A 23,919-nucleotide genomic window follows, 5' to 3' on the forward strand; every position below is an offset into this window, starting at 1 on the left:
AATCAGGTAATAACACTAATTCCACGACTGTCACTTGCTCTTGAGAAGTACCGTAAATATAGTACGGAGTGTGTTCATCCACATAATTTCATAAAACTTGTTTTATTCCTCTTCTCGCAATGACCATTCGGCAACACGCTCTTTATAGTCAATATCATTACTATTTAATTTTTATTACCCCTCTGGAAAGAGAGAATCCTCAGTTGTACATTGAACAAGTCATTCAAATCCTATCGGGGCTATCTCAAGAGATTGTAAGATAGCCCCGATGAATGGAGAATCAGTTCAATTATTTTATTAGTACGAATTTCTTCACTTCCGAAAAATCACCGGCTTTCAGTTTATACAAATAGACTCCACTCGCCAACGCACTACCATCAAACTTCACCGATTTCACTCCGCCATCTTGAATTTCATTCACAAGTGTTGCCACTTCTTTTCCAAGCACATCATACACTTTCAAAGAGACCGAACTTTTAACTTTTAACTGATAACTTATAACTGTGCTTGGGTTAAACGGATTCGGATAATTCTGATATAAAGCAAACTCATTCGGAAGTGTTCCTGTCTGTTCGACAACAAGAGCCAACTCCTCTCCTTCCTTCATTATCTTGACAGGAGTTCCCTGCTTCAACGGAAATTCTTTTTCACCAACACGAATCTTTGCGTTCATTCCGCCTGCAACATCATCAAACGAAATTGTTAACGGATAATTTGCAGATGAAACTCGTATCGGAAAAACATTTTCCTTCTCGGAAGAAATCTGTTCAATTATTCTGTTTGATATGAACCGCGCATCAAACATTCCTGTTGGCGGAAGTGGCGGCATTTCATACTTGTTCAAACTTAACACTTCTTCTTTCGGGGCAATGAATAATTTTTGCTGACCTGATTTGTTATCCTGAATAGTTATCGAGGGAAAACTATTAACATCAGCCACACTTTTTTCTTTCTTTTGTACATCTCCGAGTGTAATTGTCCCAGCGGAATTTGCTTTCACCCAATATCCTTTTCCGGGTATAACAGACGTTGCAATGGTATATCCATTATCATAACCGAATAATTGCCCGATGTTGGGATCGCTTGGCGGAGGCACTTCATGGTCAACTGAACCGATGAGATTCCAATCTTGAGTTAGTGTTATTTCCAGAGTTGGCATTTCATTACCAACTATATACGTCTTCATTGATGAAGGGAATTTAAGCCATGCTCCCTGACCGGGATAAAGCGAATCCGTTCGTATGTACCCGATGCCAGAAAGAAATCTGTTTAGCGTACCTTGTTGTCCGGTCGGATAAATTGATTTGACTGAATAATCTGAGTGAATTACCGGACAAGAAACGAGTTCCCATCCACCATTTATTTCAACCTGAACACTCTTCGCATTTTGAACAATCCTGAAACAACTATCTTGCCCGGGCCAATCTGTTTGCGCATTTAACGACGTAACGACCTCACTCTCTGTTCCGGTATTCATCCGGTACAAATCGTAGTAGTGATAATCTCCGCCGCGATGGTCTTTGATACCTATCGCGGCGGCTCCATAAGTTAATCCCAAAACAACAGGTCCGTAATGAAACTCGATGATGTTTGATGTTTCAAATAATCTAAGTTGAAAATTCAGTAATGTTGTAATCCCATCTTCGTAATGAGCTTTTACATTCTTCCACTGAACAACGAGCACTCTGTTTGGCGCAGTCCCTTCCGTTTTATAACTGATGTTTCCGCCGGGACTCGCATCGCCGCTGTGCATATCATCCCACCAAAGTCCAAGTACTTTGTTCGGTCGTTCCGTCGTTCCGAGAATTGTGTTGGAGTTGTAGTAAAATCCAAGTTGACCTGAAGAAGAATGTCCGCGCTCAGTTCCAGCGGCGCCTTTGCCGAACTCCGCCCAACCGTTCGTGCTGATTTGTAACGTGTCGTACGTGTAACCATCGTACGTGAAAGGAAATGGCAACGCAAATGCTTTTTGTGCATCATCGCCGTACGGACCGGGAGTTCCTCCTGAAATTTCCGTGTACGGACAATAGTTTTTGCTGTAACTGAAATACGGAAGCGTCGGTGTTGTTGAAACCGTCAGCGTTCCGGTCAACGTGTCGTTGCTCGAATTCAAATCCGATGCAAGCGTGATTGCTTGAATCGTATATATTCCAGTGTCGGGCGGAGTATATGAACCATCAAAATTGATGATTCGTACTTCGCCTACCTTCATTCCTTTTATTTTTTGGGTTGAAGAAAATACTTCATTCAAACTGGAAACAATTCTATACTGCACTTCGAATGAATCCGTTTGTGCAACTCCGCTGTTACTTCGGAACGATGCTTTGAAATTACTCAGCGTCGAACCGATAGTAATTATTGAATTATCAGACGGAGTTACAAGTTGATATGCTTTGTAATCGAACGCGGGAACGGGAGTTCCGTCATACATCTTTCGTTCAAAGACTCCGTTGCCGTGCGTAACGCATCGCAACGCGCGGTTCGATGGAGAAATTACTAAGTCGGCAACTATCACTGCATCGGGTAAGCCATCGCTGAAGGTTGACCAAGTCGTTCCTGCATCAGTGGAAAGATACACGCCGATATCATTTCCGACATAGACATTGTTCGTATTCAACGGGTCAACAACAACGGCTGTCGTCGGTACATCGGGAAGTGTTCCAGTAATATCTGTCCAGTTTGTTCCTGCGTTTGTTGATTTGTACAATCTCCCCGCGCCAAATCCGCCGAGTGCGACATACACAATATCTGAGTTCGTCGTACTGACAGCAAGGTCGAGCGGGTATCTGTCGGGCAAAGTCGTTCCGACACCTGTCCAACTTGTTCCGCCGTTGTTTGTTCTCCAGATGTTTGCACGAGAAAAAATTGGCGCGTTCCCGACATACACTACATTCGGGTCGGTAAACGAAATTGCCATTGAGACTGCCGGATTTCCATCTAACACGGTGTTGCTGTTTGTTGCCGTCCAAGCCGAACCGGAATTTGTGGACTTATAAACTTTATCTTTTGCAAAATACAACGTTGTAGGAGTAGAGGGTGCGAGCATCAATGGTGCGTTCCAACTTCCGAATCCTGAGGGAGCGGCAATGTAGTTAAAAGTGTTCCCGCGATTTGTAGATCTGTAAATACCATTCCCGAATCGCGAATCCGCATACATGATGTTATCATTCGTCGGATGAATTGCCGTCCAGCCAGCTTCATCAACAACGCTTCTGTCCCAATTCATCGAGCCACGATAAATGTATCCGGGAATGTGGTCTTGCGATTGACCGATGGCGAGCAGAGAATCCTGAGACGAGTTGGAGAAGCCACAATAGAATTGCCCGGTCATCATTCCGAAACCGATATCAGTAAATGTCGCCCCAAAATCTGTCGAGCGATAAATACCGTCATCGTTTGCCGTGTAGAGAACATCGGGATTGTTCGGGTCGTAGGCGAAGCCATGATTATCTGAATAACCGCCGTTCGTTCCGAAGAATGATGAACCGCCGTCAGCAGAATACACAGTTCCGACTGCGGCATGAAACAGCAAATTCGGATTCGTCGGATGAACTGCGATGTAGTGAGAGTACCAACCCTGAACGCCCCAATAAACATTTGTCGGAAGCGAAGTCCACGTCGTTCCGAAGTTGGTTGACTTCATCAACTGCCCGACTCCGGTTGTGCTATCTGCAACGCTTGCATAAATTATATCGGGATTCGATTCGTACATGCCCAGCAATGTCTTGCCGGAAAAATCAGGAATACCAGATAACTTATTCCACGACGCTCCTCCATCGGTTGAGCGATACACGCCAAAGCCCGTGGTCTTAAAATTCCCGACCGATGCAATCATCTTGTTCGTATCGTTTGAATGAATCAACAAATCATTCACCAAGGTGTAGGGCAAATTCAAATTCAGATTCCATGTTGCGCCTGCATCCGATGAGAAATAAATTCCTTCCGTCGTTCCTGCCCACACGCTGTTATGATTTTTCGGATTGAGGATGACTTTCTGAATTCCCCGTTGTTGGTTCGATGACCAATCCAAACTCTTCGTCCATGTTGCTCCCCCATCGGTTGTTTTCAAAATGCCGATGCCAACGCTTCCTCGAGTTGTCCGAATGGTGATGCCGCCGAATGAACCTTGGTACCGATACACTTCTCCTGTTCCGAGATACATCACGTTTGTATCGAGCGGGTCAATAACAATGGAAGAAATACCGAGCGCCGGATGACCGAGTGGAACCTGCCACCAATCATGTTCCAGTCCCATCGTGTTGGAACGCCACAACCCGCCGCTTGCCGAACCGAGATAAATCGTGTTCGAGTTTTGTGGATTGACAGCGACGCTCAGCGAACGACCTTGCAAATCGAGCGGACCGAGCGGCTCAAATATTCCTGCCGCGTTTGTTTGCCGGTCGCTTCGTTTGAACTTTGCTTTATCGTACTGATATGCTTTGAAATATTTATCAGCCGGAACATCAAGTTCAGGATATGCGCGGGCACGTGACCAGAAATCTAATGCCTCCATCGCGCCAGAACGCGAACTCTGTTTCGGTGGCTGATGGATTTTCACAAAGGAGACATTGAGAAATGAAATTGAAAAGAACGAGCAACAGAAAATGATGAGACAAAGTGAAATGACGTAATTCTTTTTCATGGCAATACCTTTTTCATGGATAAAATGTAGGACGAAATTTATCTCGTCCTAATGATTGGTCGAGATAAATCTCGACCTACAGACGGTGCAAATATACTTTGGTTTGGGGAGAATGGCAATAAAGATTGTATTTATTTTTTGGGGATTTATGAACCCACGTCTAAATCACAATCAGAAAAAAAATGTCATTTTTTGTAGTTTTCCTATTGACTTTAGTAAAAATATGGCTTATATTCACCCATGCAACAATAAATTTTTCTCAACAAAAATAAGGATAGTTTTATGAAGCAGGTAATTTCGTTTTTCATCATCATGTTGTTGTTTTCTTTTCTCGCATCCGCACAGACTGAAATGTGGAGAGTTAATTATGAAACCAAGGTCATAAAGGGTTTTCAAAACGATTTTTATAGTGGGGGACTTACCAATCTCCAACGAATTTCGGATGACGGTCAAATAATTTGGAATATTAGTTCACTTCCCAGCATCCATCAACTCCTTCCCACAACAGAAGGAGTATATGTATTTTATTATGCGTATAACAATTTATTGGGATTGCCTGATAGTATTTCGTTTGTAAGTTCTACGGGAGATATTCTATGGAAGAATCAAGTCAGAGGAAGATTCTCATATAAAAGTTCACTCACCCCGGACGGACATTTACTCACAATTAGTGTCGCCTCAAACCGCACGACCGAAAGGGATACATTATATAAAATTAATTCACTTGGGGAGATAATTTTTCGTTCGGCAATTCCACTCATCCCAATTCAAGACCCGGAATATATTTATCCATTAGCTCCGAAGATGGATAAGTCGGGAAAAATTTGGGTGATCATGAATGCGATTGAAAATAGAAAAGAAAAAGTAACTGGTACCAAACGGCAAATAAAATCCCGCGCTTCAATCAGTTCGTTTACGTTTAACGGTACAACAGGAAATATTATTAATAAGAAATTTTTTGCTTACAGGGGATGGAATTATTTAGCCAATTATGATAATAAGGGATTAGTGAATCAAACATATATACATTTTTTTGGAACCGACTATGAATTTTCAAACGGAATGGCAATTATTCCGGCAGATAATCTTGTCGAAATTACAACAAGAAATAAACACGGAAAATATGATTTCAAACGTACTGAAGGTTGGAATTGGTATCTCCTTACTGCAAAAATGAGAATTAATAAATTCAATTATTTTGGGGACGGGTATATGTTAGAGAATTACGATGATGAATATTCAAAATTTGAAGTAGGTACGAATCTTCATGACTTTACTGTAGGTAACGATAATAATGTTTATCTCGTGGGTACTGTTTCTGAAGGAAGATTGATTAATGAAGTAGGAAATTTTAAATCAAAAATTATGGTTATGAAATTCAATACTCAGAAGAAAAAGGTAATGTGGAAAAAAGAAATTCAAAGCCCCTCTGGAAATCAAGTAAAGAGTTACCTTACTGCCAACAATAAGTTGTTTATATTTGAAGACGGTAGTTCATCAATAACGTCCATTGATTTAAATAATAATAATTCGACAACTGCTAATTTGCCAGTAAACATATTCTGTCAAGATAATAACGATAAAAATTTCAAACCTACTATTTCTGGCAATGAACAATTTTTATATACGAATATTTACTCACAACAATACGAGAATATCTTCTTTGCTAAATTTTCCCTTGATGGTCTCTTCAACACTTCATCACCAAAGTATTCAGATGAGAACATTGGAAGCCATTTCTCCCTCTCCCAAAACTATCCCAACCCCTTCAACCCGTCAACAATTATCAATTATCAATTGCCTGTTGACAATTATGTAACATTAAAAGTCTTCAACCTTCTCGGTCAGGAAGTGGCAACGCTTGTTGATGGTGTTCAGGAAGCAGGTGAACAATCGGTTGAGTGGGATGCGAGCGGATTCCCCAGCGGAATGTATTACTATAAACTTCAGGCAGGTTCGTTTGAAGAAACAAGAAAACTTCTCTTGATGAAGTGATGAGATAATACCTCTCTTCCAATTATAACGATACAAAGAAAGCCGGATGAATAATCATTCGGCTTTCATTTTTATAATAGTCCTATTGACTTTAGCAAAAAATGGCTTATATTCACCCATGCAACAATAAATTTTTCTCAACAAAAATAAGGATAGTTTTATGAAGCAGGTAATTTCGTTTTTCATCAATTTTTCCCTTCTTAGGTTGATATAAGTTGGGAGTACATTACTAAATCCCACAACATTTCAATTCTTCATAAAGAACAAATGAGAAATTCATTCCATTTAGTCATTCCAATTTGTCTCACTCTTTTCTCAATGACAAAGGTGAATTCGCAATGTTTGGAATATTATGGTACTTCACCGGGAAGTGGGAATTTAGTACTTGGTTCATTTGCTGATTCACTAAATGGATTTGTCGTTGATACTTATGGTAAATTTTATAGAACATCCGACGGAGGAAAACATTGGAACAGTTTTTCATTTTCTTCTGAAACTATCACAGATGTTGAAATGCTCGATCGACGTACCGTTTATTTTATTTTTCGTAATCAAATTTTATCCACAAGTGACGGTGGATCCACGTGGAGGAATCGAAGTACACCTACCACATATACAACTTACGATATTGCCTTTTCTACGAGAAACTATGGAATCCTCGTTGGAACCTCCGGTATAGTTTCATTCACAACAAACAGTGGTTCCAGTTGGTATTATAATTTACCTCATAATACCGGGACAAGCAATACTCTGTACGATGCTGTGTTACTAGATTCATCTTATGCAACAGTGGTTGGACAAGGCGTTATAATTAATACTACAAATTTTGGAGTAACGTGGACCACTCAGTTAACATCTACACTTACTTTTACTGCCGTATCTTTTTCCGACAAAAACAACGGCACTGTTGTATCTACAAATGGAAGTATTTTTCGTACTACAAATAGTGGTTCTACATGGACACAACAAAACAGTGGTACTTCAAAACGACTTAATGATGTACAATTTATTGATAGCTTACATGGAGTTATTACAGGGAAGGGTATTATTCTAACTACTTCAAATGGAGGTGCAAATTGGATACAAAGCTATAATGGTTCTTACAATTGGTTTTCCGTTGCATTCATGAACAGATCTAATATTATTACCACTTCGGATATTGGGTTAATCAGGCAACTCACGATCAATGAATGTAATTCTCCAATTCAAGTGACGTATCCTCAAGATGGTCAAATGAATGTTCCGCTAATGACAAATTTGGAGTTGCCCTCTTCTTTAATACTAACATGGGATTATCACCCATTAATAACTATCTCTCATTTAACTGTTCAAGTGAGTAAAGATTCAAATTTTTCATCTCAAATGATTGCTGATGTTACTTTTTCTGCTGATAAAGAAAACAGAACCTTTTACCTGCAACTAAGCAATCTCACTCCGAAAACAATCTATTTCTGTAGAATGGGATTTACATACTACAATCAATCTCAAGTTGTTTGGTTAACTCTTACAAATTTTACAACTGCGGGTGGTTCAATTAGCGGGAGAGTTTTCAGAGATTTTAATCAGGACACAATCTACAACTCTGACGACTTAGGATTGAAAAATTGTCTGGTGACACTATCCGGAAATAATCAAGGACAGGTCGTCTCAAATTCTTCAGGTATGTATCGTTTTCCCGGAATGGATTCCGGTACTTATCAGATTACGTTGACTCCTTTGCCTTTTCCTTGGCAAAATACTACTTCCCTAAGTTCAACAATTCATTTGTTACATAATGATTCACTTACAAATGTTAATTTTGGTCAATATAATCCTGACTGGAATATCATTAGTGGAATAGTGTACAATGATAAAAATGAAAACGGTACTTATGATGGATTAGACTCAACGATGGAAAATTGGAACGTGCGTCTTTCTTTAGACTCACAGAACGATACTGTCAAAACGGATACAACTGGTCAATACACTTTTTATTTAGAAGAGACAGACCAATGTAGCGTTCAGGTTCTTCCTCCACAAGGTTGGGAAAAAATATTTCCTCGATTAGTAGAAGCATACACATTTCAAATCTCAGGAGGAAATCATAATTATTCAAACGTTCATTTTGGTGTACATCCAATTCCCGAACGAATAAAAATGTTTTTCAATTTCCATGACGTAAGTTATAACCGAATCCAGTCAATTGGGTTTGGCGTTCGCTTAGGCGCTTCACCTGGAATTTGGGGAGTTGACACTTCTGCACATACTATAGATTATTCAGAAGGAGAAGACGAGTTGCCTCCACGTTTATCAGATGCATTTGATGTGCGATTCACAAAACCACCCAATTCGAACTTTCAATTTGGGGGTGGTTCTTGGATTGACATGAGACCCTTCTACCTTCCATCACAAGTTGATACTTACAAAATAATTTTTCGGACCGGATTTTATACAGGCGGAAGTTATCCTGTGACTTTTACATGGTCGAAAGAATTAGTTCAAGAATTGTACAATGGGGATGTATTTTTTCAATTTCCCGATGAGATTACCCACAATTTAAAGTCAAATGATAGCATAGTAATTTCAGACAATACAATTGGGTCAGTTTTGCTCATCGCTTCTTCTCCATCCTTACCTGAACCTCCGTATTTTATGCGTCATGGTTGGAACCTCGTTTCAAATCCCTATTATCTTTCAAATCAATCAGTATCAAATTTATTTCCATCATCTATTTCAAACGCGTTTTCTTTCCATTCTTCGACTGGATATCGTGCAAACGATTCTCTCATTCCAGGAAAAGGATATTGGATAAAATTATTAAATGGAATTTTTTCAGCGCCTTATTCAGGAACAACAAGAAATTCCGACACGATTGAAGTTTCTGCAGGATGGAATATAATTGGGTCCTTGAGTGAGCCAATTTCTGTTAATTCAATTACCACCTATCCATCAGATATTATTCATGGGTCCTTCTTTGAAAATACACGCGGTTACACTCAGGCAGACACACTAAAACCTTTTTATGGTTACTGGGTAAACAGTTCTAATAATGGAATACTAATTCTCAATTCTTCATCGTTGATATCCAAAATAGAATCACGGACAGAAGTAATAGATAATTTTGACAAGATTACGATTCACGATGCAGCAGGAAATTCTCAATCACTGTATTTCACAACTGATAAAATTTCCCGTACATACGAACTTCCTCCTTTACCTCCTGACGGTGTATTTGACGCAAGATTTACAACTAACAAGTTTGTTGAATCAAATGAAAAGAAAACAAGAAAAGAAATCCCTATACGAATCTCCTCTGCCATGTATCCACTTTCATTTACATGGAACATCAAAAATTTAACCTTTGCTATTTTATTAATAGATGGGAAACACTTCTCATTGAGCGGAACGGGAACAACTCGTTCCGTCATTCCCATCGCAAACAGCTCGTTGATATTTTGGGGGAACTCTATGTTGCCAAATACTTTCTCCCTCTCCCAAAACTATCCCAACCCCTTCAACCCGTCAACAATTATAAATTATCAATTGCCTGTTGACAATTATGTAACATTAAAAGTCTTCAACCTTCTCGGTCAGGAAGTGGCAACGCTTGTTGATGGTGTTCAGGAAGCAGGTGAACAATCGGTTGAGTGGGATGCGAGTGGATTCCCAAGCGGGATATATTACTATAAACTTCAGGCAGGTTCGTTTGAAGAAACAAGAAAACTTCTCTTGATGAAGTAACTCTCTCAAACTTCTTCGGTGTTTCCACCGTTGAAGGAGATATTGAAAATACAAAGAGCCGAATGAGCAATCGTTCGGCTTTTTTGTTGATAAACTCTGATTTCCCTTATTTCAAGAGAAAAAGATCATTTCCCATTGGAGGAAATGTTCCCCTCCTTGGAGGGAATCTTCCCCTCCTTGGAGGAAATGTTTTCCTCCTTTAAGGAAACTTTTTTATCAAAAATGCTTGACATTGTGGAAAAATTTTATTAAGTTTTGCACGATAATTTTCGCTATGGGAACTTCGGAAAGCAATAGCATAATTTTATCACCCTGGATTCCCTCCATCGTATCATCCGAACCCGGGAAGAGTTCTTTTGATGTTTCGTATTCCGTAATCGTTAAGATGACGTCATACATGACAATTCTGTTCACAGAAGCAAAGATTCCGATAAGAAAAATCGAACGATGCATAAAGATACCTACACAACTTTTTCATACATAGCCGGTGCGATAACGACTCTCGTCGGGGTTTTCGTACTTGCCGGTTGGCAATTTGATATTGCCATTCTCAAAACTGTTCTTCCCGGTACAGTTTCTATGAAGGCAAATACTGCCGCATGTTTTTTCCTTGCGGGAGTATGTCTCATCTTCCTGCAACGGTCCCTTCCACAAAACAAAGCAATCATACGATTATGTGCGATAGTGATTGCATCGGTAGGCTTCCTCACCATATGCGAATATCTCTTCGATTGGAATATCGGTCTCGATGAGATACTTTTTAAGGAACCGGGCGGTGCAGTTGAAACTATTCACCCGGGAAGATTGGCTCCGACAACTGCGTTAAATTTTTTGCTCCTTGGATTTGCGTTCATCTTTCTCACTGTTCAACGATTCCGTGATAATTTTCTTGTTGAATTTCTTATCATCTTTTCTGTCTCCGTCAGTATTATCGGATTTGCCGGGTATATAACCGGGTTCGTTGAATTTGCCGGCTTTCATGATTATACAAAAATGGCTTTTCATACTGCAGGAACGTTTATCATTCTTTGTTTCGGCATGCTCTTCACTGCATACGCGCAACAACACAGACGGGTTACGGTAGAACAAAAACTCTTCGCCGGACTTACAGTAACCAGCGCTCTTATCATTTACATTTCGTTCCTCTCTGTTTCTGGTGTAACCTCTCTTGTACGTGCCAATAGTTGGGTCGAACATACACAAGAGGTCATAAATAAACTTGGACTCGTTCTCTCCCAAGTTCTCGATGTTCAATCAAGTGGGCGCGGGTATGTGATTACGGGGGATGAAGAGTTCTTGATTCCCCGTGAAACTGCTTCGCGTGAACTTCCCGAACTTTTGAAGGATTTACATCAACAACTACTTGATAACCCGAAACAAGAGCAAACGCTCACCACGCTCGAAGTGATGATTCAAAAACGGCTTGCCTTTTCCGATTCGGTAGTCTCGCTGAGAAAGGTGAAGGGTGAAAATGAAGCGCGTGCATTGTTTAAAACCTATAGAGGAAAGATGCTGTCGGATAGCATCCGCAGTTATGTTGCGGCAATGATTACAGAAGAAGAACGGTTGATGCGGATGAGAAATGAAATTGCAATCCTACAAGCAGAGCGCAACAAGGTTGTTATATATATCAGTCTTGTAGTGCAGATGCTGTTGTTGGGAATTACTTTTATTATCGTGAAAAGAGATATTGCAGGAAGGAAAAAAGCAGAAGAGGCGCTTCACGTTCTGAACAATCAACTTGAAAACCGAGTGAATGCACGGACGGCAGAACTTACCGTCTCAGAACAAAAGTATCGCGACCTTGCGGATAACGCGCTGATTGGTATTTATTCTTCAACACTGAAAGGGGAAATTCTGTACGTGAACGATACAGTAGTACGTATGATGGGATTTGATTCACGTGAAGCGATGATTCGAAGTGGAGCAGTAGCGCGGTGGAAAGACCAGAATCTTCGACAACAATTTCTTCAATTATTACAGAGCGATGGGAAAGTTGAAAATTTTGAAAACGTCGTATTAACAGCAGGCGGAGAACCTCTCACGGTATTGGTGAGCGCCAGAATCGTTGGTGAACAATTGACCGGAACTATCCTCGATATCACTGAACGAAAACGAATCGAAGAAGCGTTGAAACAAAGCGAAACGATGTTACTCGAAACAGGTAAGATTGCAAACGTAGGCGGTTGGGAGATTGATGTTCCAACAATGAAACCGAAATGGTCATTACAGACGTATCATATTCACGAAGTGGACCCTTCCGTACAACCTGACATAGAAAGCGCCATTAATTTCTACGCGCCCGAAGCACAACCCGTAATTAGCGAAGCAGTGGAGAATGCAATTCGTGATGGAAAACCCTGGGATTTGGAACTCCCCTTTATTACTGCTTCAGGGAAAAATATTTGGGTACGTGCGCAAGGGCTACCGGAGTTCCGCGAAGGAAAATGTGTACGGCTCTTCGGTACGTTTCAGGATATTACGGAACGAAAACAGGCAGAAGCAGACCGCTTGGCACGTGAAATCGCCGAACGCGCCAACCAAGCCAAGTCCGAGTTTCTTTCCCGTATGTCCCATGAACTGCGTACACCTTTGAATTCCGTGTTAGGATTTGCACAACTGCTCGAACTTGACGAACTCAATTTGGGTCAACAGCAGAATGTAAAGCATATCTTGAAATCCGGCAGTTACCTCCTCGACCTTATCAATGAGGTGCTTGATATTTCCCGCATTGAATCAGGCAACATGAAACTTTCTCCTGAGACAGTGCTTTTGAATGACGCGCTCGTCCCTGCGGTGGACCTTATCCAGCCGCTCGCCAAACAACGTGGTATCACCATTGATGTCAAACTTCCATCTTCAAAAGATATTTATATCACCGCCGACTTGCAACGGCTCCAACAAGTACTTCTCAATCTTCTCTCCAATGCTGTGAAATACAATCGCGAGCATGGAGCAATTTCTATTTCGACAAGTTTACTCACCGACGGCTACTTACATCTGAGGGTAACCGATACCGGAAAAGGTATCCCGCCCGAAAAGATGAACCGACTCTTTGTTGCGTTTGACCGGTTAGAATCTGACACGAAAAATGTTGAAGGAACAGGTCTTGGTCTTGCACTGAGCAAAGGGTTAATTGAAGCAATGGGTGGACGAATTGGCGCGCAAAGTGAAGTCGGAAAAGGAAGTACGTTCTGGTTCGATTTGCAGTTAACCACACAGCAAACGGAATCATTCGCCCTGGCGGAGGTTGAGGAGTACTTGAAATCAAAGACGAAAGTAAAAAAAGGGGTAGTCTTGTATGTCGAAGATAATCTCGCCAACATCCATTTAGCAGAAAAGATTTTCGGACGCCTGCCCGGATTAAAATTAATCACCGTGATGCAAGGTCGTATGGCAATAGATTTGGCAAAACAACATAAACCGGACATGGTTTTACTCGATATGCACTTGCCGGATATTAACGGGATAGAAGTTCTTAAGCAATTGCGAGTAGAAACGACAACGAAAGAAATTCCCATCGTTTTCATGAGCGCCGATGCAACCCACACGCAGGTAGAGCGGGCGCTCGCCGCCGGCGCACGAAATTACATTACAAAACCAATTGACGTGAAGGAACTTCTCAAAATTGTAGGAGAAGTATTATCGTAACCACAATCTTTGCCAAAGGCATCTCTTTGGGATGCGATTGCGGAACATAACAAAAGAGGTTGTCTCAAAAGTCTTTCCACTTGTCATTCCCGTGCCAACGGGAATCCAGAATCGTCGAAAGTGAATGGATTCCTGCTTTCGCAGGAATGACACCCAAGGCGATTGCACTTATGAGACAGCCTCCTACAAATACAACCACGATAGTTTATTTGATAATTTATTAGGGATTAAATTATGACCAACAACCACGATGCAAAAATATTAATCGTTGACGACGAACCATCGAACGTAGAACTCTTGGAGAGTATGCTGATAAAAGAGGGCTATGTATCATACAAAAGCCTCACGGACCCGCGCCATGTTGTACCGACGTACAAAGAATGGCTACCGGATTTAATCCTCCTGGACATCATGATGCCGCACATGGACGGGTTTGCCGTCATGGAGGAACTAAAACAACTTATCCCTCACGACGACTACATCCCTCTTCTTGTTTTGACAGCCGATACGAATGTTGAAACTAAAAAAACTGCCCTTGCAAAAGGAGCGATGGATTTCATCACCAAACCATTTAATATCATTGAAGTAATGTTGAGAGTGAAGAACCTTCTCCACACCCGTGAGATTCATCGGCAACTTCAAAATCAAAATGTGATTTTAGAAGAAAGAGTCCGTGAACGGACGTACGAGTTGATAGAAAGCCAGGAACGATTACTCAATATTATCAATGGACTTGGTGAAGGTTTAATAGTAAGCGACCTGAACGATGTCATTTTGGATGTCAACTCCACGTTGTTAAAAATGACTGGTTATACTCATGAAGAATTGATTGGTCAAACAGCATATAAAGTGTTCATGCCTCACGACACTCAAGAACGCATGGAGAGACGTTTACGCAACCGTTCGAATGGAGAAGTTGAACACTACGAAGAACAGATACGACGTAAGGATGGAAGTGTTTTTTGGGTTCGAATTATCGGTTCGCCTCTTTACGATACTGATGGAAAAATTATCGGGTCAATCGGAGCCAATCTCGATATGACAGAACAGAAACGGATGGAAGAAGAGCGTTTAGCGGTTGCACAACGGAATACTATGTTGGTACAAGCGCTGGGAGAGGTCGTTTATGAATGGCACCCGATAGACAACATCGTACATTGGGAAGGTGATTATACCAGAATTCTCGGGTACACGGGCGAAGAGTTGGGAAATACGACAGATGCATGGGAAAGTAAAATACATCCCGACGATAAAGCTAAAGTGTGGAAGGCAATTGATGATGCAAGAGCACAACAACGAAGTATCTTTCATTCAGAATATAGAATTCTTCACAAGAATGGAGATTACCATTGGATGCAAGACCGCGGAGTTATGTATGTCAATGCTGAAGGAAAACTCGAACGCCTCATCGGTGTTTTTCGAGATATCAGTGAACAAAAGACATTAGAGACAAAAATGCTTCGTTCCCAGAGAATGGAGAGTATCGGCACGCTTGCCGGGGGTATCGCCCACGACCTCAATAATGTCCTCTCTCCAATCATGCTTGCCTTAGAAATACTCAGCAAAAAACTCCCTGATGAACATAGCCAGAAGATGCTGCAGATGATACAAGCAAATATTAAGCGTGGTGCAGACCTCATCAAACAGGTATTGTCATTTGCCCGTGGTGTTGAAGGCAAACATACGATTGTGCAGATTCGCCACCTTATTGATGAAATGGGAAAGACTATCAATGAAACATTTCCAAAATCCATACAATTCTATACCGATGTTCCGAAAAACCTTCCCACCATCACGGCAGATGCAACACAAATTCATCAAGTGTTAATGAACCTTTGTGTTAACGCCCGCGATGCAATGCAAAACGGGGGAATTATAGAAATTAAAGCAGAGACCCTCCATCTGGACGAACAATATGTTCTCATGAACGTTGATGCTAAGCCGGGGAGATTTGTTGTTGTCACGGTTAGCGACCAAGGGACGGGAATCCCTCCGGCTTTATTAGAAAGAATTTTTGAACCGTTCTTTACAACAAAAGAAGTCGGCAAAGGAACAGGATTAGGTCTTTCTACCGTCCTCGCTATTGTCAAAAGCCATAACGGCTTTGTGAACGTGTACAGCGAGGTCGGGAAAGGAACAACATTTAAGGTGTATTTACCGGCAAACAATGGTGAAGTGTCAGCAGTTTCAGAAGAAAAAGAATTGCTTCCGATGGGTAACGGCGAGTTAATTCTTGTCGTTGATGATGAAGCGGGAATACGTGAAGTTACGAAGGCAACATTAGAAGTACATGGTTACCGGGTTATCTTAGCATCAGACGGGACGCAAGCAGTTACTGCATATGCAATACACCGGGAACAAATCGCACTTGTAATAACCGATATGTTAATGCCTTTCATGGACGGACCGACAACGATTCGCGCATTACAAAACATGAATCCGAAAATTAAGATTCTGGCAGTCAGCGGACTCAAAGAGGATGGTTACAATTTTAATCACGACTTAATTGTATTCCTGCATAAACCGTATACTTCAGAAAAATTATTGAGAACAGTCAAGGAAATGCTCACTAAAGGATGATTGCTTCATTGCTGAGCGAATTTCATTTCATCGAGAAAGCCGGACACGATGTTGTTCGGCTTTTCTCTTTTCCCTTGAATGAGACGATACAGAATTGACAGGTCAATTGATTATCATCAGTTTTTTTGTTACACTACACCGAAACAACAATGGCAAAACCGCGAGATTGATACATTCTCATTTGCCAAAAAAAGTATCATTAACTATCAATTATTTATTGTTCTTATTTCAAGAAAAGGAAACACTTCCATGAATAACAAAAAAATCATCGCAATCGTCGGTTCAACCGGCTCTCAGGGCAACGGCATTGCACGCGCTATACTGAACGATGCAAACAGCGAGTTCGCTGTCCGCGCTCTTACGCGCGATATCAACTCAGAGAAAGCAAAAGAATTAGCAAAACTCGGTGCCGAAGTTGTCGCGGCTGACGTTGACGACGTTGAAAGTTTGAAGAAAGCATTTACCGGCGCGTATGGCGCTTACTGCGTTACATTTTTCTGGGCGCATTTTTCACCGGAGAAAGAGATTGCACACGCCAACGCAATGGCTGAAGCCGCGAAAGATGCCGGTCTTCAGCATGTCATTTGGTCCACTCTTGAAGACACACGCAATTGGGTTCCCCTCACCGATAACCGAATGCCAACGTTAATGGGAAAATATAAAGTACCGCATTTCGATGCTAAGGGGGAAGCTAATCAGGCATTCACATCGCGAGGTGTTCCGACAACATTTCTGCTGACCTCCTTCTACTGGGACAATTTGATTTTCTTCGGTATGGGACCGAAGAAAGGACCCGACGGTAATTTGTATTTTACTCTTCCTATGGGTGATAAGAAACTTCCCTCCATCGCCGCTGAAGATATCGGGAAGTGTGCATACGGAATATTAAAAAAAGGGAACGAGTTCATCGGAAAAACTATCGGCATTGCCGGAGAACATCCCACAGGTGAACAAATGGCGAAGGCTCTCTCCAACGCGTTCAATCAGAATGTAAAATACAACAGTGTGAGCCCTGAGCAATACCGCAGTTTCGGTTTTCCTGGAGCAGAAGATCTTGGGAACATGTTCCAGTTCAAAAGCGACTTCGAAGAATACTTTTGTGGCGTTAGAAACTTAGATGGTAGCCGTGCGCTTAATCCATCGCTTCAGAATTTTGAAACATGGCTTTCAAAAAATAAACATTTAATAAAGCTTGATTAAGTAACTGATGTTACTTCAATAGAATCTGGAATCCATTTGTTTTAGGGACTGTCTCAAAAATTAGATTTCACTGTAGACGCAATCTTTGCCTAGGGCATCACTTTGGGACATGGTTGCGTTTCCACATCAAAAACGCAGACATAAAGTCTGCGGCTACTCTTTATTTAGACTTTTGAGACAGCCCCTAGAGGAATGGCCTCGTACAAACGATGAAAGCATAGATTAATAAAATGTTGTTCTATGAACCCTTGCAACTGCATACCAACAGAAACATTGGAACCATTATAAAAAACAGAATCATATCTTAGGAAGAATATCATGGGCACAATAAAAACCAAAGCAACCAAAATAGACATTGATACTTTTCTTCTAAGTATCGAACCGGAGAAAAAAAGAGCCGACAGTATTGCGCTGAAAAAAGTTTTCGACGGCGCAACGAATGAAAAACCTGCTCTCTGGAATAACAATATGATTGGGTACGGGTCGTTTCATTATAAGTCCGAGAGAAGCGCTCAGGAAGGTGATTGGCCCCTTACAGGATTCTCTCCAAGAAAGCAGAACATAACAATTTACATCATGCCGGGAGTAAAAAACTATGGGGAGTTACTGGATAAACTCGGCAAGTTTACAATCAGTTCGGGTTCATGTTTGTATATCAAGAACATCGAAGATGTTGACCTGAAAGTATTGAAGAAATTAATATCAACTTCCGTTAAGGATATGAAAAAGAAGTACGGGTAATTACATGAGCCGAATGAATTTCTTTCCGGCTTCTTCTTTTTGATAATCACACGGATTTTCCGTTAATTCCTTCCGCAAATTGAAAGTGCGACTCACTTTCCGTTTAGATTGTTCAAATCTGAAATACGTTCTTCCTCTTCGAGAGAAGTGAGTCGCACATACAACCAAAAACCAACTAACTGTTAAACGACAACGAAATAAACTTGTCAACTCCATTAATGAGACAATACGCGCAGGTGAAGGCGAAGTATCCCGACACGATACTTCTCTTCCGCATGGGCGATTTTTATGAAACGTTCGAAGAAGACGCAAAAGTTACTTCCAAAGTTCTCGGCATCGTCCTGACGCGGCGGGGAAACGGAACATCGGGAGAAACGCCGCTTGCGGGATTTCCTCATCACGCGCTTGAATCGTACCTGCCAAAGTTGTTGAAAGCCGGTCACCGCGTCGCCATCTGCGAACAACTCGAAGACCCGAAGTTTGCCAAAGGAATTGTCAAGCGTGATGTAATTGAAGTGGTAACGCCCGGCGTTTCTTTTTCAGACAAAGTTCTTGAGCAAAAGCAAAACAATTATCTTATGGCGCTCGCTCTCCCCTCTCCTCTCGCCACGGGAAACGACATCATCGGTGTTGCGTTCGTGGATGTTTCGACTGCGGAGTTTCGGGTGAGTGAAATTCCTCTCAGGCAATTGCAGGAACAAATCGCATCGCTCTCCCCTTCTGAAATTATTGCACAAAAGCGGGACATTGAAACGCTTCAGCAACTTCTCAAACAGAAATACACAGGAATTTATTCGAAGTTGGACGATTGGATTTTCAACTACGATTACGCCTACGAATTACTCATCAATCATTTCAAAACACAAACGCTGAAGGGGTTCGGGGTTGAAGGATTGCGAAGTGGAATTATCGCGGCGGGAGCTGTGATGAATTATTTGCAGGAAACACAGAAGACGAATCTCTCGCACTTGCGAAGAATTTCGCCGTACAACATCAGCGAGTACATGATACTTGACCCATCAACCAAGCGAAACTTAGAGATGACTAAATCGGTTGACGGAAAAGATGACGGCACGCTCTTCTGGGTTCTCGACCGGACACAAACGCCAATGGGCGGGCGCATGTTGAAAGAATGGCTCAACCATCCGCTCAGAACACTTGAACCAATTCAAGCGCGGCTTGAAGCAGTGAAAGAATTGTTTGAAAAGAGAGACATGCGGAGAAATGTCATCGAATCGCTTTCACACATAGGTGATTTGGAGCGGCTCATTTCCAAAATCTGCACCGGACGCGCCAATCCCCGTGAAGTGGTTTCATTGAAGAATTTCCTCTCCCATATTTCAAAGCTCAAACTCATTCTGAACAGTAATCAGTATTCAGTAGTCAGTAATCAGAAATTTCACCCGCCGCAGGCGGGCAAGGAAATCGGCAATCAACAATCCGATATCCAAAATCCGAAATCCGAAATCGTTAGCTCGACACTCCAACGACTCCACGACTCCATCTCTCCATTAAACGAGGTTGTTGATTTGATAGAAAAAGGACTCCAATCGGATCCTCCGTTGGCGTTGAACGACGGTGGCGTTATCAAACAAGGATACAACGGTGTGTTGGATGAACTCCGGGACATCACGCTCAACGGGAAACAGTGGATTGCAAATTTACAAGCGAAGGAACGGGAACGAACCGGAATTTCTTCGCTGAAGATTGGCTTCAATAACGTGTTTGGTTATTACATCGAAGTAACTCACACGCACAAAGAGAAAATCCCGAACGATTACATCCGCAAGCAGACAATGACCAATGCTGAACGGTTCATCACGCCGGAATTGAAAGAGTACGAGGAGAAGATTCTTCATGCGGAAGAAAAGATTCTCGCACTTGAAACTCAACTCTTCAACGAACTGCGGCTTACAATTGCAGAACATGCGGATGCAATTCAACACAATGCGCGACTCATCGCTATGCTCGATTGCTTTGCATCGCTTGCTGATGTTGCATACGAGTACAAGTATGTTTGTCCCGATGTGAATGATTCGACCAGCATAACAATTGTTGAAGGACGGCATCCGGTTATCGAGCAACTTCTCCCTCCCGGCGAACAATACACACCAAACGACGTTCTGCTTGATACGGTTGAGAATCAAATTCTTATCATCACGGGACCGAACATGAGCGGAAAGTCTTCGTATCTCCGGCAGGCGGCTCTCATTTCGTTGCTTGCTCAGATTGGAAGTTTCGTTCCGGCAAAGGAAGCACATCTTGGAATTGTTGATAGAATTTTCACTCGTGTTGGCGCAAGCGATAATATTGCTTCGGGTGAAAGTACGTTTCTTGTCGAGATGCACGAAGCGGCGAACATTGTCAACTCGGCAACCGAAAAAAGTTTGATTTTACTTGATGAAGTCGGGCGCGGCACCAGCACGTTCGATGGTATCAGTATCGCGTGGTCACTGACGGAATATCTTCACAATCGCATTGGCGCAAAAACGCTCTTTGCAACACACTACCACGAACTGAACGAACTTGCCGACCTTCATCCCCGAATCAAAAACTACAAAGTTGATGTGCGTGAATACGGTGACAAAGTTATTTTCCTTCACAAAGTCAAACCCGGTTTCGCTGACCATTCGTATGGAATTCAGGTTGCACAAATGGCGGGATTGCCGGAGGAAGTTACGGAGCGCGCTAAGAGCATTTTGAAAAATTTAGAGGGTTCAGAGTTGACTGTACATGGCGGTGAGCGTGGAGCGGTGAGCGGTGATAATGAACGACAGCAACTCACCACTAACAACTCACCACTCACTAACAACAGGCAGAGAAGCAAAGGGCGCGTGGGTGCTGGGGAAGTTCAACTGACATTATTTGAGATGCGGGATGATAAACTGCGCGAGGAACTGAAGAAAATTGATTTGGATACGATGACACCGATGGAAGCGATGCAAAAGTTGGCGGAATTGAAGAAGAGAGTGTGATATGAACTACGATATTGAAACCACTGAGACACAGAGTCTCGGAGAAAAATCTTTTTACTACAACGACATAACTGAAAAAATTATTTCGTCAGCAATCGAAGTTCATAGAACATTGGGTCCCGGTTTGTTGGAAAGCGCGTATGAGGAATGTCTTTGCCGTGAATTACAAATTCGAAACGTATCATTTGTAAGACAACAGCCATTGCCTGTTGTTTACAAGGGAGTTACGCTTGACTGTGGTTACAGAATGGACATAGTCGTTGATAACAAAGTAGTTATTGAACTCAAATGTGTTGATGCAATCGCTCCGGTTCACAAAGCACAACTCCTGACGTATTTGAAACTGTCAGGAATCAAAGTAGGTTTAATACTAAACTTCTATGTTCCTGTTCTAAAAGATGGAATATGTCGGATGGTTTTATGAATTGTTCAGTTCTCTATTTTAGATAATAAATTAACCACAGAGACACCGAGTCACAGTAATTTAACTATCTCAGTGTCTCCCGTGCCTCTGTGGTTCACTATCAAAAAACTTAACAAATATGAATAGACGAAATTTTATCAAATCATCTTCCTTAGCCGCAACACTCCCACTTGTAGCTTCAACTGCTTTTGCACAACAACAATCAGCAGTTAGCAATCAGAAATCGGAAATCTTCAAATGGAGAATCAAGCCAATCACCAAAGAGGAACGCCTCGCACGGATTGAAAATGCAAAGCGGCTGATGCACAGTCACAACATTGATGCGCTCCTGTTTGAAGGTGGAGTTACGCTGAATTATTTTACCGGAGTAAGTTGGGGACGAAGCGAACGGTTGTTTGCTATGGTTTTGCCAAAAAACGGTGAGCCTGCATTCATCGCTCCGAAGTTTGAAGAATCGAGAGCGCAGGAACAAGTCGGAGATTCTCGATTGCTCACGTGGGAAGAACATGAAAGCCCGTATGAATTAATCAAGCAAATTTTGCGGGACAATAATTCACTTCTCGGTAAAGTCGGGATTGAAGAGACAGTACGATATTTTGTCACCGAGAATTTATCAAAGGAAGCCAGTACGATTTCGCTGGTGAACGGAACTCAGGTTACAGCCGGTTGTCGCTCTGTTAAATCGGAACATGAAATTGAATTAATGCAAGTTGCTAATGACATCACGGCGGAAGTGTTTAAATCTTCCGTGCCTCAGTTGAAAGAAGGAATGACAGAACGGGAATTCGGTTCAATAATTTCTAAAAGTTTTTCTGAGTACGGTGTTGGCGGCGGAGCATTAGTACTGTTCGGTGAAAACTCTGCGCATCCGCATGGACTTATCAAACAAAATAAACTGAAAGAGAACGATATAGTTCTTATTGATGGCGGTTGCTCGGTTGAAGGATATGCTTCGGATGTTACAAGAACAATCGTGTTCGGAAAACCGACAGACAAAATGAAACAGGTATTTGATATTGTTCGCACCGCTCAAACGTCAGCGCTCATTGCAGCAAAGCCCGGTGTTACCGGTGAAGTTCTGGATGCATCTGCACGCAAGGAGATTGTCAACGCAGGCTACGGACCCGACTACAAATATTTCACACATCGTCTCGGACATGGTATTGGTATGGAAGGACACGAGTGGTATTATTTAGTTCGTGGCAACAAACATCCGGAAGAACCGGGGAACACGCATAGCAACGAGCCGGGAATTTATATCGTTGGCGAGTTCGGTGTACGGTTGGAAGATACACTGCTCATTACCGATGACGGAGCGAAGTTGCTTCTTCCACAAGCGAAGAGTCTTCAGGAAATGTTTTAATTATCTACAAAACTGATATGCGATGTGCGATGTGAGATGTGAGATATGATTTTTTAATACACATCGCATTGCACACATCTCACATCAGTTGCTAATAACAATAATAATGAAGGATTACAACTATGGTACTACAAGACATCAAACAACTGTTCGCGTACAACACGTGGGCAAATAATAAAATTTTTGAGGCAGTTACACTTATTCCGGCAGAACAATATTTGCAGGATATGAAAAGCGGTCATGGCGGAATACATGGAACGCTGACACATATTGTTGCAGGACAAAAAATGTGGCTCTCGCGTTGGGTTGGAAAACCGGACTCGAAACTTCTGCACGGAGAAGATATTGCTTCACTTGCAGAGTTACAAACATTGTGGCACACTGTTGATGCTCACTTGAATGCACTGTTAGAAAAAATGACCGATTCGCATTTACATGAAACTCAAACGGTAACTTCTATCAAAGGAGAAGTATTTACGCATACGTTTGGACAGATGATGCAACATCTTGTGAATCATTCAAGTTTTCATCGCGGGCAAGTGGCAACAATGATTCGTCAACTCGGAATCAAACCACCGGCGACTGATTTGATTGCTTACTACCGCTTGAAAATTTGATTTTGATGGTA

The 23,919-nt window shown here is 41.9% G+C and carries 12 protein-coding genes; 10 read left to right on the top strand and 2 right to left on the bottom strand.

Features of this window, described 5'->3' with window-relative positions:
• Positions 1 to 289 precede the first annotated feature (289 nt).
• Positions 290 to 4,642, bottom strand: a complete 4,353-nt coding sequence (locus HY960_00135; protein ID MBI5214140.1) for a T9SS type A sorting domain-containing protein — start codon at positions 4,640 to 4,642, stop codon at positions 290 to 292.
• A 282-nt stretch (positions 4,643 to 4,924) separates the two neighbouring features.
• Between HY960_00135 and HY960_00140 the strand changes: the two genes are divergently transcribed.
• Together HY960_00140 and HY960_00145 are read left to right on the top strand one after the other, a co-directional pair.
• Positions 4,925 to 6,637 (top strand): T9SS type A sorting domain-containing protein, encoded by a 1,713-nt coding sequence (locus HY960_00140; GenBank protein MBI5214141.1) that lies wholly within the window; start codon positions 4,925 to 4,927, stop codon positions 6,635 to 6,637.
• A 318-nt stretch (positions 6,638 to 6,955) separates the two neighbouring features.
• On the top strand, positions 6,956 to 10,357 hold the full coding sequence (locus HY960_00145) for a T9SS type A sorting domain-containing protein (GenBank protein MBI5214142.1): 3,402 nt from the start codon (positions 6,956 to 6,958) through the stop codon (positions 10,355 to 10,357).
• A 216-nt stretch (positions 10,358 to 10,573) separates the two neighbouring features.
• On the opposite strand, the gene HY960_00150 is transcribed toward HY960_00145, so the two are convergent.
• Positions 10,574 to 10,810: a hypothetical protein gene (locus tag HY960_00150; GenBank protein ID MBI5214143.1), complete on the bottom strand. Its 237-nt coding sequence runs from the start codon at positions 10,808 to 10,810 to the stop codon at positions 10,574 to 10,576.
• On the opposite strand from HY960_00150, the gene HY960_00155 reads away from it, so the two are divergent.
• From HY960_00155 to HY960_00190, 8 genes are all read left to right on the top strand, one after another.
• A complete protein-coding gene (locus tag HY960_00155) occupies positions 10,805 to 14,008 on the top strand; it encodes a CHASE3 domain-containing protein (GenBank protein ID MBI5214144.1) in 3,204 nt (1,067 codons plus the stop codon). The genes HY960_00150 and HY960_00155 overlap by 6 nt on opposite strands.
• A gap of 234 nt (positions 14,009 to 14,242) precedes the next feature.
• Positions 14,243 to 16,588 carry a response regulator gene (locus tag HY960_00160; GenBank protein ID MBI5214145.1) on the top strand — a complete coding sequence of 782 codons (2,346 nt, stop codon included), beginning with the start codon at positions 14,243 to 14,245 and terminating at the stop codon, positions 16,586 to 16,588.
• Positions 16,589 to 16,837: 249 nt separating this feature from the next.
• Entirely contained in the window at positions 16,838 to 17,788 is a 951-nt protein-coding gene (locus HY960_00165) for an NmrA/HSCARG family protein (protein ID MBI5214146.1), read from the top strand.
• A 318-nt stretch (positions 17,789 to 18,106) separates the two neighbouring features.
• A complete protein-coding gene (locus HY960_00170) occupies positions 18,107 to 18,529 on the top strand; it encodes a DUF1801 domain-containing protein (protein ID MBI5214147.1) in 423 nt (140 codons plus the stop codon).
• 218 nt (positions 18,530 to 18,747) lie between these two features.
• Positions 18,748 to 21,504, top strand: a complete 2,757-nt coding sequence (mutS, locus tag HY960_00175) for a DNA mismatch repair protein MutS (protein ID MBI5214148.1) — start codon at positions 18,748 to 18,750, stop codon at positions 21,502 to 21,504.
• 1 nt (position 21,505) lies between these two features.
• On the top strand, positions 21,506 to 21,928 hold the full coding sequence (locus HY960_00180) for a GxxExxY protein (GenBank protein MBI5214149.1): 423 nt from the start codon (positions 21,506 to 21,508) through the stop codon (positions 21,926 to 21,928).
• Between the two features lie 118 nt (positions 21,929 to 22,046).
• Positions 22,047 to 23,291, top strand: coding sequence for an aminopeptidase P family protein (locus HY960_00185; protein MBI5214150.1), 1,245 nt, complete (start codon positions 22,047 to 22,049; stop codon positions 23,289 to 23,291).
• A 122-nt stretch (positions 23,292 to 23,413) separates the two neighbouring features.
• Entirely contained in the window at positions 23,414 to 23,908 is a 495-nt protein-coding gene (locus HY960_00190; protein ID MBI5214151.1) for a DinB family protein, read from the top strand.
• Positions 23,909 to 23,919 lie beyond the last annotated feature (11 nt).

This window comes from Ignavibacteriota bacterium, assembly GCA_016212665.1.
Lineage (GTDB): Bacteria > Bacteroidota > Ignavibacteria > UBA10030 > SZUA-254 > FW602-bin19.

Coding starts and splice junctions, on each gene's coding strand:
- HY960_00185 (MBI5214150.1), top strand. CDS start 22,047: ATGAATAGACGAAATTTTATCAAATCATCTTCCTTAGCCGCAACACTC.
- HY960_00140 (MBI5214141.1), top strand. CDS start 4,925: ATGAAGCAGGTAATTTCGTTTTTCATCATCATGTTGTTGTTTTCTTTT.
- HY960_00170 (MBI5214147.1), top strand. CDS start 18,107: ATGGGCACAATAAAAACCAAAGCAACCAAAATAGACATTGATACTTTT.
- HY960_00165 (MBI5214146.1), top strand. CDS start 16,838: ATGAATAACAAAAAAATCATCGCAATCGTCGGTTCAACCGGCTCTCAG.
- HY960_00155 (MBI5214144.1), top strand. CDS start 10,805: ATGCATAAAGATACCTACACAACTTTTTCATACATAGCCGGTGCGATA.
- HY960_00135 (MBI5214140.1), bottom strand. CDS start 4,642: ATGAAAAAGAATTACGTCATTTCACTTTGTCTCATCATTTTCTGTTGC.
- HY960_00145 (MBI5214142.1), top strand. CDS start 6,956: ATGACAAAGGTGAATTCGCAATGTTTGGAATATTATGGTACTTCACCG.
- HY960_00160 (MBI5214145.1), top strand. CDS start 14,243: ATGACCAACAACCACGATGCAAAAATATTAATCGTTGACGACGAACCA.
- HY960_00150 (MBI5214143.1), bottom strand. CDS start 10,810: ATGCATCGTTCGATTTTTCTTATCGGAATCTTTGCTTCTGTGAACAGA.
- HY960_00190 (MBI5214151.1), top strand. CDS start 23,414: ATGGTACTACAAGACATCAAACAACTGTTCGCGTACAACACGTGGGCA.
- mutS (MBI5214148.1), top strand. CDS start 18,748: ATGAGACAATACGCGCAGGTGAAGGCGAAGTATCCCGACACGATACTT.
- HY960_00180 (MBI5214149.1), top strand. CDS start 21,506: ATGAACTACGATATTGAAACCACTGAGACACAGAGTCTCGGAGAAAAA.